This window comes from Brachybacterium sp., assembly GCF_036379615.1.
GTDB lineage: Bacteria > Actinomycetota > Actinomycetes > Actinomycetales > Dermabacteraceae > Brachybacterium.
The window spans coordinates 72,040-86,225 of sequence record NZ_DASVGJ010000069.1 but is presented as its reverse complement, the minus strand read 5'-3'; the positions used below and the strand labels follow the sequence as shown (position 1 = coordinate 86,225).

The window sequence follows — 14,186 nt, the reverse complement described above, 5'->3', positions numbered from 1 at the left end:
GTGCTGATGTGCCCTGTCCAGGCGTCGCAGATCGCGGCGAGCGTCGTCATGGCGGGCATGGCCCGGCGTGAGGACGGCATCGGTCAGGTGTGGTGGGGCCTCGGGCTGAACGAGCTGCGGGCGGCCGACGCGGAGGCCGCGGTGCGGGACCTCGTCGCTGGCGGGATCGGTGAGCGGTCGTGGATCACGGCGCGTGACGTCGTCCGGCGCGCGAAGGCGATCCGTCGGGCTCGGCATGACCGCGCCCCGGAGCCGGTGCCGCCCGCCGGGCTCGACTTCAAGGGCGAGCAGCGGTTCCGGCGCTGGTACTGGATCGCGGTCGGGAACGGTGAGCAGCCGGACACGGCGCTGGAGCTCGCCGCGGGCGGGGTCGGTGCCGATCGGTACCTCCCGCCGGCACCGCCGGACACGGGAGAGCCCGTCGACCCCGCAACGGCAGCGCGCGTCCGTGGCGTGCTCGAGCAGGCGAAGAAGAAGGAGGAGCGGCGTGGCTGACTGGACGGAGAACTGGCAGGACGAGCTCGACGAGCGTCTGCGGGACCTGGTGCTCCGCGCGCAGGTCCACCTCGACGACCTGGCGGTGCGGTACCTCGCGCTCGGCGGGATGGTCACGCCCGGCAGGGGAGAGGCCACGGGGCGGCGCACGCCCGCGGGGCCATCGGTGCCGATCCGCGTCGACGTGGTCGACCTCGCCCGCGACGTCGAGGCGTTCGCGAACCGGTACGCGGGTCTCGTTGCCGGAACGTTACGCGCAGGCCGTTCGAACACACGTTCGACAGTCGGGGCGCTCTCGTACGTTGGCAACATGCTCGGACAGGCCGCACTCGCAGACCCCACCATCGCGACAGACGTCGAAGGCGGAGCGGCGAAGCTGCGCTGGCGAGCACGCCGCCTCGTCGGCGAAGTGTCGACCGCGTTCCCCGTCGACGCACCCTGCCCGGACTGCACCCTGCCCTCCCTGTGGGTCCACCCGGGCCGGGGCATCGTGAAGTGCGGAGTCGAGACCTGCGGCTCGGAATGGACGGTCGGCGACATCGCCGTCCCCATATGGGCGGCGAGCCGCGACACGCCAAAGATTGACGCACCGTCTATGATTAGTAGACGATGACGAAGGAGTCAGAACCCACCATGCGACCCACCCCCACGAACGGAGTCACCATGCCTACCGCTGACGCGAGGGTGTTCCACCTTCCCGGAGACGTCACGATCAACCTCGTGACCGTCACCGACGAAGACGGCACCGAACAGGGTGCGCAGATCACCGCACCTGACGAGCCGCTGGACAGGGAAACCCTCGGCGCGCTCGCCGAGGCGCTCGCTGCACTCGCGGAAGACCTCGCATGACGCACACCCGGGAGGATCGCGCGCGCACTGCGCAGTCTTCCGCGTGCCCTGACCGTCTACGAACACGAGACGAAACGGTCCCGCTGCTCGACCTGATCCTCGCCCTGCTCGCGATGGGCATCGCCCTCGCGATCATCACCGACCCGCCCGGCGGGCCGATCGACGGACGACACCTCCTCGCAGGTGCCGCCCTGACCGCACTACTCATCCGCACGACCCGCGCCGCCCGGCGCTGAACGGAGCCCCCACCATGACCACCAACGACTACGACGCCCGCCTCGCCCGCCTCGAGGACGCAGGGAGGGGTGACACCGTCACCGTCCCGGACGGCTGGACGATGCCGCACGACTTCGACGCCAGCACCCTCGACGACAGCGCGCCGACCTACCTTCGACCCGGTGACGTGCTGAAGCATGACGGGGGAGCCGACTCGCTGCCGTGGAACCACGAAGTGCACGGGTTCATGTACTCCCGCGACCTCGCTCGGATCGGCCTCGACGTCGACCAGGACGACGCACTCGCGATCGCGGACGCGCTCGAGGCGCTGCCCGCCGGGTCGTCGCTCACGTTCGACGAGCCGCGTGACTTCGCGGACGGCGCGCCCCGCCTCGGCATCGGTCGTGAGTACCGGGTCGCCGACCTGGTCAAGGATGAGAGCGGCTCCTGGCGCGTGGGCGGCGTGCTCGCTGACGACCACACGAAGACCGCGGGGTTCGTGCTCTACTCCGACAACCTGCCGGGCCTCGGCGTGACCGCCGACGACTTCGCCGGGTCGGACGCCGACGAGCCGGCCGACGAGGCCGACGAGGCCGACGAGACCGACGATGACAGCATCACGGCCGACCCGGACGAGGACGACGGGAAGACCACGGTCGGGCACGTGCACGTCCGCGTCATCCCGGACACCGACGGCTTCGTCGAGAAGATCGCGAAGGTCGCGGGTGAGGCCGCGGACGCGATCGACGCCGCCGGCTTCCACCTCGACGAGTTCCAGCGCGAGCGGGTCGCCGCGCTCGAGCAGGCCGTGCGGATCCTCGAGTCTCGGCGCTCACCGCGCACCGGCAGCGGTGGAGGAGTGCTGTCCTCGCTGTTCGCTCCCGGCACGTCCGTGCCCATGGTCGGCGTACAGGACATGGTCGACATCGCGGCGTTCATCGCCGACGCCGACACCGGCCGTGCGGAGGGTCAGGCATGAAGGCCCCGATCGTCACGGTCGTCGCCCGGACCGGCGGCGAGCCGGAGCTGCGGTTCCTCAACGACGGGACCGGCGTCTGCTCGGTCCGCGGCGTCTGGTCGCAGGACAAGCCCGACGGCGTCGGCGGCTGGCTCAAGGAGCACGAGACCTGGCTGACCATCGAGTGGTGGGGCAAGGCCGCTGAGCACACCGCCGACCTCGCGATCGAGTCCGGGGCACTGATCCGCGTGACCGGGATGCTGTACATGGACTCGTACACGCGCCGCGACGGCACGCCCGGGCAGACCCTCAAGCTCCGCGCCGACGGGACACCGAAGGCATGGCCGAAGAGGGACCGCGACCAGCAGCCGACCGGCACGGGCCGCGCCGGGCAGGCCGCACCGCCGGCCCCGGCCGCCGGGGCGACCACGCAGGGCGGCGCGCAGCCCGCCGAGCTCGGATACGGGGCAGGGGGTGCCCGCCATGACGACCCGCCGTTCTGAGCACTGGGACCCCGCGACCCGCGCACACTTCCGTGACGCCGACCAGCTGCCCCTCAACGTCGACCCCGCGGGGAAGCTCGGCCAGGCAGGCGACGTGCAGGGCACGGGCACACACCGTGCGACCCAGCCCGTCGCCTCGGCCGGGCACCGCGTGAAGGTCGACCCCGCGCGCCGCCGCAACCGCATGCTGCGCACCAACTCGGCGCGCCTCGCCCTCGGCCCGTTCCTCGAGGACGTACAACGGGAGCCCGACGCGTCGTGGTTCGAGTTCTGGCGCACCACCGGAGACTTCTCGCTCCTCGACCTGATCCTCGTGCTCCTCGACACCGCCGGCCCCTCGGAAGTGACCGTCGAAACCTGGTCCGCTGGGCTGTACGACATGGAGGTGCTGAACCGGTTCATCACCTCGGACCTCATCACCTCGTTCCGGCTCGTGCTCGACGTCAGCTTCCGCAACAACCGGGGCAACAACGCGATGGATGGCACGTCGTACGCCGCGGTGCTCGAGGACGTGTTCGGGCTCGATGCGATCCGCACGACCCGCACTCACGCGAAGAACGTCATCGTCCGCGGCGGCGCTCACGACTTCGTGATCCTCTCGAGCGCGAACCTCAACGAGAACAAGCGCGCGGAGTGGTTCACGGTCACGAACGACCCCGGCATGGTCGAGTTCGGGTCGCGCGTCGCCGACGAGCTGTTCGGCGGGATCGACCCCGGCTGGCACCCAGACCGCGGCGCGGAGCAGCTCGACCGCATCGACTCCACGGGCAGCAGCCTCGGCGCACGCCCCATGAGCGGGATCGGGGTGATGGGCGCATGAGCATCACCGACTCGCGCATCCGCGCCTCCGTGTGGGCGGGCTCGGAGGACTGGCGAGACCAGGGTCGGCGCTGGTACGTCGACGTGTACTACGCCGCCCGCCGCTCACCGGCCACCCCCGCCATTCTCCGGGCGGAGCTCGATGCCGACCCGGACACCGAAGTGATCCGCCGCGACTTCGCGACCCGGGGCGAGGCGCTGGACTACGCGAGGTTCACGGTCGGGCTCATGCGCCGGACCGCCGCGATCGCCATAGCCGTCTCGGCCGGCATGGTCACGACTGAGCAGGCCCTCGCCGCGCTCGGGAACGTCACCACGCCCAACCCTGAACCCCTGGAGGCACCGTGACCACTGAGCTCGACCCCCCGAAGGACATGCCCAAAGACGTCGCCGCGATCTGGGGCGAAGTCGTCGACGCGCACCGCGACGCCGGCGACGACTCCATCGCCCGGAAGATCGGGCCCGGCCTCGAGGCGTACTGCGCCATCACCGCCGACCTCCGCGCAGCGACCGCGAAAGTCAGCGAGCACGGCGTCCTCGTCCAAGACGCGCGCGGCGCACCCGTCGAGAACCCCGCCATCGCGATCAAGAACAACGCCGCCCGCGAGCTCGCCCGCATCGGCGACCGCTACCAGGCCAAGACCCCCCGCGGCCGCACCCGCCGCTGAACAGGAGACCACCATGCAGCACGACAACAGCTACCCGCCCCACCGACCCAAGCCCACCCGGAAGGGACCCGGCCACTTCGCCGGCCTCGCCCTCGGCTTCGCGATCGTCGCCCTCGTCATCGGGATCGTCGGCTCCCTCGGCGTGTGGGCGCTCGCCGCGATCTGGGGAGCGATCCTGTGACCCGCCGGGCAGGGAAGACCGCCGCCGCGACCGCGTTCATCCAGGAGCAGGCCGCGAAGCACCGCCGCACGAGCGTCGCCGACATCGCCGCCACGCTCAAGCAGCGCACCCGCGCCGCGCACCTCTCCGGACTGACCAGCGTCACGCTGCACCTCCCCATCGGAGACGCCCGCGCGATCGCCGACGCCCTCACCGACTGGGCCGCGCGCCACAGCCGCGACGAGGTGCGCGACGCGATCCAGGGCCGGAAGGACGGGACGACATGAAGGTCATCCGCATCGGCATGTACGCCGTCATCGCCGTCGCACTCATCACCGCGGCCGTCCTCGCGATCCTCTCGAGCAACTGGGACGCCGTCGCCGCGTGGCTCCTCGTCGCGCTCTGGGCCGGATACTCCGCGGTCCTCGACCGCCGCGCCGACCGGGCAGAGAGCGCGTACGTGCTCGCCATCGGGCGTGGCGCGAGCGCCTACACGCGCGGGTATCGAGACGGCCGCGCCGCCCAGACATTCCACGCCGGAAGGGACTGACACCATGAACCGCTACATCACGCGCGGGATCCTCGAAGACCTCACCGCCGGCCGATCCGTGCTCGTCGTGTCCCCGTCCCTCACGCAGGCGAAGCACGCACACGCCCAGCTGCTCGACCACGCCTACACCGTCAGCGGGGGAGACCCCACCGGATACCGCTGGTCGTTCTTCAACGGCGGGCAGTGGCTGCGCGACGAGCGCACCAAGATCGCCGCGACGTTCACGTCCATCCGCGCCGGCATGGTCGACCACGCCCAAGCCGACGTGGTCGTGATCGACGGATACCGACAGATGATCGGCGACGGACGGGACGTCACGACCATCGACCGGATCAGCGCGATCACGCGAGACCGCGAGACGGTGGTGATCGACTGACCATGCCCCGCCTCGTCGACACGCTCGCCGCAGCCCACGCCGCCCGGGTCAAGCCCGCACTGATCCGCACCTGGGCCGCGCGCGGGAAGCTCGCCCGCCAGGGCGAGGACCAGCAAGGCCGCACCCTCTACGCCCTCGACGACGTATACCGCCTCGCAGCACGTAGACCCCAGACCCCAGCCCCGCGAAGGTAGACCCCAAATCCCAGGGGGTAGACCCCAGCCCCCGGGATTCCAGAGGTAGACCCCAGACCCACGAACCGAAGGGGTAGACCCCACCCCTGGAGGTAGACCCCAGACCCCAGCCCCCACACCCCAGACCCACGAGACCCACACCACCGTCCACGAATGCAAGACGCACCGTCTCCGATGTGACATACTCAAGCGCAGTGGCGGAAGTGTGTCCGCTGGTGGGGAACACGGCCCGCCCGCTCAACAAGCGGGCGGGCCGCACTCATGCCCGGGGGTGACCATGAACGGACCCCCCGTCCACATCACGCGCGACGACCAACGGTACAAAGCACTCATCCGCACCTTCCGCGCCGAATGCGAACAAGCATCCGCACCCTGCTGGCTCTGCTCACACCCCATCGACTACCGACTCCGACACCGACCCGGGAAGCCGATCCCGGACGGAGCCTTCGAAGCCGACCACGCGAAGACCTGGTCCGAATACCCGCACCTACGCATGGATCGCTCCAACCTCCGCGCCTCACACCACGGATGCAACCGGAGACGATCGAACAAGCCCGCCGACGAAGTGCACGCCAAGCTCGCGCTCGGCGAACCGTCACGGGACTGGTGATCGCTCGACGCTCGGGCCGGTGATCCCTCCCCACCCTCTCCCCTCGGGGAGGAGGGGGGTCGGATTCCTGACCCGAGCGTGTGCCCGAGTGTGGGGTTCGGGTAGGGCTCTCTCTCTCCTGCACCCTGCACCGGGTCCTCGCGCGTGCGCGCGCGCATGCCGCCGCATCTACTCGGAGTGGAAGGGGGCTGGGCATGGCGCTGAGCAACGACGACCAGGACGCGGTCGACCGCTTCAACTCCCTGGACGCGGACGACGGCGTCGCGAGCTCGGTGGTCGACGCGACCGTCGAGGCGATCCGGGCCGCGCGGGCCGCGCACGTCATCACGGACATGGACGAGGGCACGGCGACGGTCCTGCTGCGCATGGCTGAGCGGATGGACGACGTGGACTTCCCGTACATCGACGGGCGCTTCGACAACGTGACCGAAGGGCTGTACGTGAAGACCGCCCGCGAGCTGGGACTGACGGTCGCCGGCCGGTCGGTTCTGCCTGAGCGGAAGGAGGCCAAGGGTGGCAAGCTCTCGGTCCTCCGTGCGGAGCAAGCGGGCCGCACCGGCACGTAAGCGGTTCGGCTCTGCTGAGCCGCGGATCTTCACGCCCCCGCTGCGGGAGCTGACGGCAGAGACGTCCCTCGGCTTCGCGGTGATCGACTTCGCTCACGATCTGCTGGGCATCCGCCTGTACCCCTGGCAGCAGTGGTTCCTGATCCACGCGCTCGAGCTGCGGGAGGAAGGCGGGCTGCGGTTCCGGACCGTGATGCTGTCCGTCGCGAGGCAGAACGGGAAGTCGACGCTGTCGCAGGTGCTCGCGCTGTGGACGATGTACGTCCGCGGCTCGGGCCTGGTGATCGGCACGGCGCAGAACCTCGACATCTCGGAAGAGGTGTGGGACGGCGCGGTCGACCTCGCGGAGGGCGTCGACGAGCTCGCGGATCTGATCAAGGCCGTGCACCGCTCGAACGGGAAGAAGGCGCTCGTCCTCGAGACGGGGGAGCGGTACCGCGTGCAGCCGGCGACGCGCCGGGGCGGGCGTGGCCTCTCCGGCGATCTGATCCTCCTGGACGAGCTGCGCGAGCACTCGACCTGGGACGCATGGTCCGCGGTCACGAAGACGACGATGGCCCGGCCGGACGCCCTGATCGTGGGGATGTCCAACGCGGGCGACGCGGCGTCGATCGTGCTGCGGCATCTGCGGCTCATGGCGCACCGCGATCTGGGCGACCCGGACGGGATCGTGCGGGCCGCTGAGGGTGTCGCGGACATCCTCTCGGCCACGGTCGAGGACGAGAACGCCCCGGACGACGACATCACGAAGGGTGACGCGGCGCTCGGCTGGTTCGAGTGGTCGGCACCGCCGGGATGCGACGTGCACGACCTCGAGGGCTGGCTGGACGCGAACCCCAGCTACGGGCACGTCGAGATGCACCGCGCGCTCGCGTCGGCCGCGACCACGGATCCGGAGTGGGTGTACCGCACGGAGTGCCTGTGCCAGTGGAACGACGGCGCGACCGAGAGCGTGTTCCCCGATGGGTCGTGGCTCGCCGGGCAGGACCGGGCGAGCGCGATCGCGAACGGGAACCCCGTGACGTTCTGTGTCGAGGTCGAGCCGGACCGCGCGAACTCGTACATCGTCGCCGCGGGGTATCGGGACGACGGGGACGTTCACGTCGAGCCGATCGCGGCCCGGCCGGGCACGTCGTGGATCACGGCGTGGTTCAAGGAGCGGGTCAAGCCCGGGCAGCAGCTACGCGTCGTCGCGCGACGACGCGGTGCGGCCGTCGTGTCCGTCGCTGACGACCTCGAGGCGATGGAAGGCGTCGAGGTCATCGACTGGGGCGGCGCGAACCTCGGAAGCGCGTGCGGCGTGCTGTTCGACGCGGTCGTGGCCCACAACTGGGAACCGGACGCTGACGAGGACGAGACGAACAAGGACCAGCCGGCACGGCTCTGGCACCGGCCCTCGCCGGTCCTGGACCTCGTGGCCGGAACGGTCGTCACCCGCCCCATGGCGGGTGGTGACGCATGGATGTGGTCAGCGACGGGATCCCCGTACGGCTGCGCGGTCCTCATGGCCGCGTCCGGTGCGGTGTGGGACGTGCTGCGACCCCAAGAAGACGAATCGTCCGCGTACGAGGACTACGACGTCGCGGTCGTGTGAACGAAGGAGGTGGCGCTGTGCGTCTGCTGAAGATCCATCGGGGCCAGGCGGTCAACCTCCATCTGGACGGCGTGACCCTCCACGGGGTGCTCGTCGACGTGTCCGCGGACTCCGTGTCCCTGCGGGACGCGCGAGCGCTCGCCGCCGACGGTGAGGCTGACCTGCCGGGACCGGTCGTCGTCGCGACGTCCTCGATCGTGTGGGCGGCGGTGATCCCGTGAGCCGTTTCGTGTGGCCGGCGGACTACGGTCCGGCGCTGACCGACCAGCCCACCATGGTCCCGTTCTCCACCGTCGACGGCGTGCTGACCCCGGACCCGGGCGTCCCGCTGTCGGACTGGACCGACGTCGCGGACATGACCGTCGACCGCGTGTTCGCCGCGCACCCCAGCGTGCGGAAGGTGACCACGTTCATCGCGCGGCACATCGCGTCCCTGCCCTGGCACGTGTACAGGCGCGTCGCCGACACCGACCGGGAGCGGGTCCGTGACGGGGCGGTCTCCGACGTGCTCGCATGGCCCAGCACCGACCCCACGGAAACGCCGTTCCGGTTCTGGGAAGCGGTCGTGCTCGACGGGCTGATCTTCGACCGCTTCGCGATCGAGGTCGTGCAGACCGACGAGGGGCCGCGCCTCGTGCGCCTCCCCGCGCACACGTGGCGTCCGAAGCTCGACCGGCTCCACCGGCTCAAGGCCGTGGTGCTGATCGACGCGCAGGGCCGCACCACGGAGCGCGACCCCGGTGACTTCCTCGTCGACGTCGGCTACTCGCCGCGCTCCAGCGGGAAGGGCAGCTCGCCCCTCGAGTCGCTGCGCGTCCCCATCGACGAGTGGCTGAAGGAGGCCGCCTACCGCTCGGAGCTGTTCGAGCGCGGCCCCGCCTTCGGCGGCGTCGTCGAGCGCGACACGAAGTGGCCGAACAGCGAGGCGCGGAACCGGTTCCTGTCGGGCCTGCGCGGCTTCAAGCAGGGAGGGACCCGGGCGGGGTCCATGCTGCTGCTCGAAGACGGGATGACGTACCGGCCCCTGACGGGCATCAGCCCCAAGGACGTGTCGGACGTCGAGTCGCGCAAGCTCACCGACGTCGAGGTCTCCGCGGCGTACCACATCGCCCCCGAGATGGTCGGGTCGCGGGAGGGGACGTTCGCGAACCTGAACGCGTTCCGCACGATGCTCTGGTCGATCAACCTCGGCCCGTACATCAGCGGCACGGAGCAGGTGATCGGGCGGCTCGTGTCCATGCTCGAGCCCGGCGACGGTCTCTACATCGAGGCCAACGTGCAGGCGAAGATGCGTGGCAGCTTCGAGGAGCAGGGATCCCAGCTTCAGACGAGTACGGGCGCGCCGTGGATGACCCGCAACGAGGCCCGTGCCCGCATGAATCTACCGGCGGTAGACGGTGGGGATGAGCTGATCACGCCCCTGAACGTCCTCGTCGGTGGGCAGGCCTCGCCCACGGACTCGGCCCCGCCTCCGAAGGGCTCGGGAGTGACCGTGCCGGGGCGGCAGGTCGAGACAAAGGCCGATGAAGTCGGGGGAGACGCCAGCGACCGGGCTGCCTTCGCCGCACTGCTGCGCCGGCACTTCGACCGACAGCGGCTCGCGGTCTCGCCGCTCATCGACGGTGGGTCCGACGACTGGTGGGACGCCGAACGGTGGGACGGAGAGCTCGCCGCCGACCTGTACGACGCCGCGATCGCGCTGTCGTCCACGATCGGCGCGACGACCGCGCTCCGGCTCCGGGACGACGCCCGCTACTCGGTCGCCCGGACCCTCGCATACCTCGAGAAGGTCATGGCCGCCCGCGCGAAGTGGATCAACTCCGCGACGCACGAGCAGCTCGAGGCCGCGGTCACCGCCGACGAGCCCCCCGACGGGGTGTTCGACACCGCGGTGAACGCACGCTCGATCGCCGCGGCGGGTGCGCTCGTCACGGCCGTCGGATCGTTCGCGCAGCACGAAGCGGCGAAACAGAACCTCGGGTCGAAGGCCACGAAGACCTGGGTGACTCGATCCGGTGACCCCCGCGATTCGCACGCCGCGATGAGCGGGCAGACCGTCGGCATCGACGAGCGGTTCTCGAACGGCATGAAGTGGCCGGGCGACGCCGACGGCGGCCCGGATGAAGTCGCGGGATGCCAGTGCGGCCTCGTCATCACCCCCGAGACCTGAGAGAACAGGAGGCCGCTCATGCGGTTCAAGAACATGCCGCTCGTCGGTGTCAAGGCCGGTGGCGACGCCGGACTCAAGGACGGACAGTTCGAGGCCTACGCCTCGGTGTTCGGGAACGTCGACTCCTACGGCGACGTCGTCGTCAAGGGCGCGTTCGCGGAGTCCCTCAAGGAGTGGGACGCCTCCGGGCTCGCGCTGCCGGTCCTCTGGGGCCACAACATGCAGGACCCGGACTACAACATCGGCCACGTCGTCGAGGCTTCCGAGGACGAGCACGGGCTGAAGGTCCGCGCCGAACTCGACCTGGAGTCCCCGAAGGCCGCGCAGGTGTACCGGCTGCTCAAGGCCGGCCGCGTCTCGCAGATGTCGTTCGCGTTCGACGTGCTCGACGCCGCGATGGCTGAGCGCGACGGCGACGACGTGTACGAGCTGCGCGAGCTGAAGCTCTACGAGGTGTCCGTGGTGCCCATCGGGGCGAACCAGGAGACCGAAGTGCTCGCCGTGAAGGGCATGGCTGAGCAGATGACGGCGGCCGTCCGCGATGGACGCGAGCTGCCCACCAAGACCATCGACGCACTGCGAGGAGTGCGCGATGCGATCGACCAGGCGATCACCCTGGCCGATCCCCCCGAGAAGTCCGACGGAACGGCGGGCGGTAACGACGAGGCGGGCCAGGAAACCCGCAAGTCGGAGGCCGACCCGGGCGCGGCGGCGCGGCGACTCACCCTCCTCGAACTCGCAGGAATCAACCACGACGACCCGGAAGGGGACTGAGGACATGAACCTCAAGCAGCAGCGCGCCGCCGCGCTCAAGGCGGCACAGGACATCGCGGCGAAGGCAAAGGCCGACGGCCGCGAACTCACCGACGACGAGGTCTCGCAGATCGATGCGAAGATCGCGGAGGTCGGCGAGCTCGACAAGAAGATCGAGGCCGCGCAGAAGTCCCGCGCGTCGCTCGACCGTCTCGCCGGCCTCGGCGACGAGCCCGGCACCGTCGGTGACGGCGACCAGGGCGGCGACTCCGACGAGTCGGGCGTGAAGGCCGCCCGCTCGTTCGGCGAACGGTTCACGAAGTCGGCCGCGTACGGCGCGTTCCAGAAGCAGTTCCCGACCGGTGTCGGCTCCGGCTCTCCCGTGAACATCGGGAAGGTCAAGGTCGGCACCCTCGAGGAGCACTTCGGCACGAAGGCGCTCACCTCGCCGGTCGCGCACGTGCAGCCGACCCGGTTCCCGACGATCGACCAGGTCGACCGGAACCGGCTGACCTTCCTCGACCTGATCAGCCGGGGCACCGCCGCGGGCGCGTTCGAGTACGTGCAGATCATCAGCGTCGAGCGGAACGCCGCGATCGTCCCGGAGGCCACCTCCGGCACCGACGATGCGGCACTCAAGCCGACCTCCGGCCTGAGCACCAACATGGCCGACGCCAAGCCGTACACCTACGCGGACGGCTACGACGTCACCAACCAGCTCCTGGCCGACGCCCCGGCGTTCGCGTCGTACATGAATCAGGAGCTCGGCTACTCGCTGGACTCCCTCATCGAGGACAAGCTGCTCAACGGCACCGGCACTAACGGTGAGCCGAAGGGCCTGCTGCACACCACCGGTGTGCAGGAGGTGGAGTACGCGCTCGGCGCGGACTTCATCGAGAAGGTCAAGGCGATCCGTCGCGCGATCACCCGGATCACCCGCCTCCCCGGCGGCACCGTCCAGGCGATCGTGCTGAACCCCATCGACGCCGCTGAGGTCGACCTGCTCCAGGACGCCGACGGCCGGTTCTACGGCCAGGGCCCGTTCGGGTCCGGCCCCGGCACCCTGTGGGGTCGCCCGATCGTCGAGTCGGAGCGCGTCCCGGAGGGGCAGTTCATCCTCGGCGACTTCAAGCAGATCGCTCTGCTCGACGTCGAGGGCCTGTCCGTGCTGGCGTTCAACCAGCACAAGGACTACGCCCAGCGGAACATGACCTACGTCCGCGCGGAGCTGCGCGCGGAGCAGGTCATCTGGAAGCCGTCCCGGCTGCTCATCCTCGGCGAAGCCGCGGCCTGAGCATGGCGGGCGACGACGTGACCGTCGTCGTCAACGGCATCCGGGTGCGCAGGGACGAAGCGGCCGCGCTGGGGATCAAGCTCCCCGGCGTGGCCGCCCCGGCCCCCGAGACTGCCGCTGACGAGGACGAGAAGACCGAGGACAAGCCGGCCGCCCGGAAGGCTCGGACCCCGGCCAACAAGCAGCGACGCACCGTCGCGAACAAGTAGCCGGGCGGGGGTGACGTCGTGGAGATAGTCGAGCCGCCCAGCGACCTCGTGCTGCTCCCGCCCCTCGCGGGCGCGGAGACGATCAGCGAGTGGGCCGACGACGTCGAGTCGGACGATCCTCGGCTGAAGCTCCTCATGGACGGAGCCTCGGCCGCCGTCCGCCGGCACTGCGGCTGGCACATCGCTCCGGTCGTGCGCGACACCATCACCGTCACTGATCACTACGGCGGCGGGCGTCTCGACGTGCTCGTCCCCTCCGGGCGGCTACGCGCCGTGACCGCCGTCCGTGTGGACGGCCGGGCCGTGCGTGACTTCGCCTGGGACGAGTCCGGAGCGATCTGGGCCGGGACGCTCTCGAACGGACCGCACCGCATCGAAGTCGACGTCGAGCACGGCTACCACCTCAAGGAGGTGCCGGACCTCGCGGCCGTCGTCGTGCAGGTGTCCGTGCTCGCGCTCGCGTCTCCCAAGGGCGCGATCCGGGAGCAGGCCGGCCAAGTGGCGATCACCTGGTCCCAGACCCAGATCGGCGTCTCCGGTGGCCTGTCCCTGCTCGACCGGGACCTGGCGACGATCAACGCATACCGGCTCGAGGCTGCGCCGTGAGCCCGGTGTCGTGGGCCAGCGACAAGGCCACCGTCACCGTGCCCGGCGTGTTCGTCGAGCGTGGCACGCAGTACGACGACTGGGACAACCCTGCGGCCGTGTTCGAGCTCAGCGGGCTGTTCGAGCCCGGTCCCGGCGAAGTCGACGCCGGCGCATACGCCGTGGAGGTCACGGGCACGTTCCTCGCTCGAGGACGCCGTGCCGTGCCGCAGTCGGCGCGCGTCGAGGTCGTCGGCGCGGGCGTGTTCGGGCTCGCGGCCGACGGGCAGCGGTGGCGGTCTCCGACCGGTGCGCTCTCGCACGTGCAGCTGGTCCTCACGAAGTGGGAGGTGCGCTGACATGGCGCGTGGACGCATCAAGTGGCAGCTGAACAAGAAGGGCGTCGCCCAGCTGCTCCGCTCCCCGGGCGTGCGAGCAGACCTTCAGAAGCGTGCAGACCGGATCGCGACCGCCGCGGGACCTGGCGTCGACGCGCGCGTGTGGGACGGCTTCGACCGCACTCGCGCACGCGTCGCCACCACCACGGAGGAAGCCGACCGCAACCAGGCCCAGTACGGGACGCTGTCGCGCGCCATCGACGCCGGGAAGGGGTGACC

At 70.4% G+C, this 14,186-nt stretch carries 24 protein-coding genes; all 24 read left to right on the top strand.

The window, feature by feature from the left end; all coding sequences use genetic code 11:
- The 24 genes from VF289_RS16050 (at window position 1) to VF289_RS15935 (ending at window position 14,184) form a co-directional block, all read left to right on the top strand.
- The gene (locus tag VF289_RS16050; protein WP_330884910.1) at window positions 1-495 is read left to right on the top strand and encodes a hypothetical protein; all 495 of its coding nucleotides are present in this window, start codon (window positions 1-3) and stop codon (window positions 493-495) included.
- Window positions 488-1,108, top strand: coding sequence for a hypothetical protein (locus tag VF289_RS16045; RefSeq protein ID WP_330884909.1), 621 nt, complete (start codon window positions 488-490; stop codon window positions 1,106-1,108). The genes VF289_RS16050 and VF289_RS16045 overlap by 8 nt, the downstream gene beginning before the upstream one ends.
- 107 nt (window positions 1,109-1,215) lie before the next feature.
- Entirely contained in the window at window positions 1,216-1,344 is a 129-nt protein-coding gene (locus tag VF289_RS16040) for a hypothetical protein (RefSeq protein WP_330884908.1), read from the top strand.
- Window positions 1,341-1,580 carry a hypothetical protein gene (locus VF289_RS16035; protein WP_330884907.1) on the top strand — a complete coding sequence of 80 codons (240 nt, stop codon included), beginning with the start codon at window positions 1,341-1,343 and terminating at the stop codon, window positions 1,578-1,580. The genes VF289_RS16040 and VF289_RS16035 overlap by 4 nt, the downstream gene beginning before the upstream one ends.
- A gap of 14 nt (window positions 1,581-1,594) precedes the next feature.
- A complete protein-coding gene (locus tag VF289_RS16030) occupies window positions 1,595-2,539 on the top strand; it encodes a hypothetical protein (RefSeq protein ID WP_330884906.1) in 945 nt (314 codons plus the stop codon).
- Entirely contained in the window at window positions 2,536-3,021 is a 486-nt protein-coding gene (locus VF289_RS16025; RefSeq protein WP_330884905.1) for a single-stranded DNA-binding protein, read from the top strand. Before VF289_RS16030 ends, VF289_RS16025 begins: the two co-directional genes overlap by 4 nt.
- Window positions 3,002-3,841 (top strand): hypothetical protein, encoded by an 840-nt coding sequence (locus VF289_RS16020; RefSeq protein ID WP_330884904.1) that lies wholly within the window; start codon window positions 3,002-3,004, stop codon window positions 3,839-3,841. Before VF289_RS16025 ends, VF289_RS16020 begins: the two co-directional genes overlap by 20 nt.
- Window positions 3,838-4,188 carry a hypothetical protein gene (locus VF289_RS16015; RefSeq protein WP_330884903.1) on the top strand — a complete coding sequence of 117 codons (351 nt, stop codon included), beginning with the start codon at window positions 3,838-3,840 and terminating at the stop codon, window positions 4,186-4,188. Before VF289_RS16020 ends, VF289_RS16015 begins: the two co-directional genes overlap by 4 nt.
- Window positions 4,185-4,508, top strand: a complete 324-nt coding sequence (locus VF289_RS16010; protein WP_330884902.1) for a P27 family phage terminase small subunit — start codon at window positions 4,185-4,187, stop codon at window positions 4,506-4,508. Before VF289_RS16015 ends, VF289_RS16010 begins: the two co-directional genes overlap by 4 nt.
- A 13-nt stretch (window positions 4,509-4,521) precedes the next feature.
- On the top strand, window positions 4,522-4,689 hold the full coding sequence (locus VF289_RS16005; protein ID WP_330884901.1) for a hypothetical protein: 168 nt from the start codon (window positions 4,522-4,524) through the stop codon (window positions 4,687-4,689).
- Window positions 4,686-4,955, top strand: coding sequence for a hypothetical protein (locus tag VF289_RS16000; RefSeq protein WP_330884900.1), 270 nt, complete (start codon window positions 4,686-4,688; stop codon window positions 4,953-4,955). The genes VF289_RS16005 and VF289_RS16000 overlap by 4 nt, the downstream gene beginning before the upstream one ends.
- Window positions 4,952-5,218: a hypothetical protein gene (locus tag VF289_RS15995; protein ID WP_330884899.1), complete on the top strand. Its 267-nt coding sequence runs from the start codon at window positions 4,952-4,954 to the stop codon at window positions 5,216-5,218. Before VF289_RS16000 ends, VF289_RS15995 begins: the two co-directional genes overlap by 4 nt.
- Window positions 5,219-5,222: 4 nt before the next feature.
- A complete protein-coding gene (locus VF289_RS15990; RefSeq protein WP_330884898.1) occupies window positions 5,223-5,594 on the top strand; it encodes a hypothetical protein in 372 nt (123 codons plus the stop codon).
- Between the two features lie 2 nt (window positions 5,595-5,596).
- Window positions 5,597-5,788, top strand: a complete 192-nt coding sequence (locus tag VF289_RS15985) for a hypothetical protein (RefSeq protein WP_330884897.1) — start codon at window positions 5,597-5,599, stop codon at window positions 5,786-5,788.
- Window positions 5,789-6,592: 804 nt separating this feature from the next.
- Window positions 6,593-6,964, top strand: a complete 372-nt coding sequence (locus tag VF289_RS15980) for a hypothetical protein (RefSeq protein WP_330884896.1) — start codon at window positions 6,593-6,595, stop codon at window positions 6,962-6,964.
- Complete coding sequence (locus tag VF289_RS15975) at window positions 6,912-8,558, top strand: hypothetical protein (protein WP_330884895.1); 1,647 nt, start codon at window positions 6,912-6,914, stop codon at window positions 8,556-8,558. The genes VF289_RS15980 and VF289_RS15975 overlap by 53 nt, the downstream gene beginning before the upstream one ends.
- A gap of 17 nt (window positions 8,559-8,575) precedes the next feature.
- A complete protein-coding gene (locus VF289_RS15970; protein WP_330884894.1) occupies window positions 8,576-8,779 on the top strand; it encodes a hypothetical protein in 204 nt (67 codons plus the stop codon).
- A complete protein-coding gene (locus tag VF289_RS15965; protein ID WP_330884893.1) occupies window positions 8,776-10,728 on the top strand; it encodes a phage portal protein in 1,953 nt (650 codons plus the stop codon). Before VF289_RS15970 ends, VF289_RS15965 begins: the two co-directional genes overlap by 4 nt.
- Before the next feature lie 18 nt (window positions 10,729-10,746).
- Window positions 10,747-11,502 (top strand): HK97 family phage prohead protease, encoded by a 756-nt coding sequence (locus VF289_RS15960; protein WP_330884892.1) that lies wholly within the window; start codon window positions 10,747-10,749, stop codon window positions 11,500-11,502.
- A 4-nt stretch (window positions 11,503-11,506) separates the two neighbouring features.
- A complete protein-coding gene (locus tag VF289_RS15955) occupies window positions 11,507-12,775 on the top strand; it encodes a phage major capsid protein (RefSeq protein ID WP_330884891.1) in 1,269 nt (422 codons plus the stop codon).
- A 2-nt stretch (window positions 12,776-12,777) separates the two neighbouring features.
- Window positions 12,778-12,984 carry a hypothetical protein gene (locus VF289_RS15950; RefSeq protein ID WP_330884890.1) on the top strand — a complete coding sequence of 69 codons (207 nt, stop codon included), beginning with the start codon at window positions 12,778-12,780 and terminating at the stop codon, window positions 12,982-12,984.
- 18 nt (window positions 12,985-13,002) lie between these two features.
- On the top strand, window positions 13,003-13,590 hold the full coding sequence (locus VF289_RS15945) for a hypothetical protein (RefSeq protein WP_330884889.1): 588 nt from the start codon (window positions 13,003-13,005) through the stop codon (window positions 13,588-13,590).
- Entirely contained in the window at window positions 13,587-13,928 is a 342-nt protein-coding gene (locus tag VF289_RS15940) for a hypothetical protein (RefSeq protein ID WP_330884888.1), read from the top strand. The genes VF289_RS15945 and VF289_RS15940 overlap by 4 nt, the downstream gene beginning before the upstream one ends.
- A gap of 1 nt (window position 13,929) precedes the next feature.
- The gene (locus tag VF289_RS15935) at window positions 13,930-14,184 is read left to right on the top strand and encodes a hypothetical protein (protein ID WP_330884887.1); all 255 of its coding nucleotides are present in this window, start codon (window positions 13,930-13,932) and stop codon (window positions 14,182-14,184) included.
- Window positions 14,185-14,186: the final 2 nt, after the last annotated feature.

Coding starts and splice junctions, on each gene's coding strand:
- VF289_RS16035 (WP_330884907.1), top strand. CDS start 1,341: ATGACGCACACCCGGGAGGATCGCGCGCGCACTGCGCAGTCTTCCGCG.
- VF289_RS16030 (WP_330884906.1), top strand. CDS start 1,595: ATGACCACCAACGACTACGACGCCCGCCTCGCCCGCCTCGAGGACGCA.
- VF289_RS16025 (WP_330884905.1), top strand. CDS start 2,536: ATGAAGGCCCCGATCGTCACGGTCGTCGCCCGGACCGGCGGCGAGCCG.
- VF289_RS16020 (WP_330884904.1), top strand. CDS start 3,002: ATGACGACCCGCCGTTCTGAGCACTGGGACCCCGCGACCCGCGCACAC.
- VF289_RS16015 (WP_330884903.1), top strand. CDS start 3,838: ATGAGCATCACCGACTCGCGCATCCGCGCCTCCGTGTGGGCGGGCTCG.
- VF289_RS16005 (WP_330884901.1), top strand. CDS start 4,522: ATGCAGCACGACAACAGCTACCCGCCCCACCGACCCAAGCCCACCCGG.
- VF289_RS15995 (WP_330884899.1), top strand. CDS start 4,952: ATGAAGGTCATCCGCATCGGCATGTACGCCGTCATCGCCGTCGCACTC.
- VF289_RS15990 (WP_330884898.1), top strand. CDS start 5,223: ATGAACCGCTACATCACGCGCGGGATCCTCGAAGACCTCACCGCCGGC.
- VF289_RS15985 (WP_330884897.1), top strand. CDS start 5,597: ATGCCCCGCCTCGTCGACACGCTCGCCGCAGCCCACGCCGCCCGGGTC.
- VF289_RS15980 (WP_330884896.1), top strand. CDS start 6,593: ATGGCGCTGAGCAACGACGACCAGGACGCGGTCGACCGCTTCAACTCC.
- VF289_RS15960 (WP_330884892.1), top strand. CDS start 10,747: ATGCGGTTCAAGAACATGCCGCTCGTCGGTGTCAAGGCCGGTGGCGAC.
- VF289_RS15955 (WP_330884891.1), top strand. CDS start 11,507: ATGAACCTCAAGCAGCAGCGCGCCGCCGCGCTCAAGGCGGCACAGGAC.
- VF289_RS15950 (WP_330884890.1), top strand. CDS start 12,778: ATGGCGGGCGACGACGTGACCGTCGTCGTCAACGGCATCCGGGTGCGC.
- VF289_RS15935 (WP_330884887.1), top strand. CDS start 13,930: ATGGCGCGTGGACGCATCAAGTGGCAGCTGAACAAGAAGGGCGTCGCC.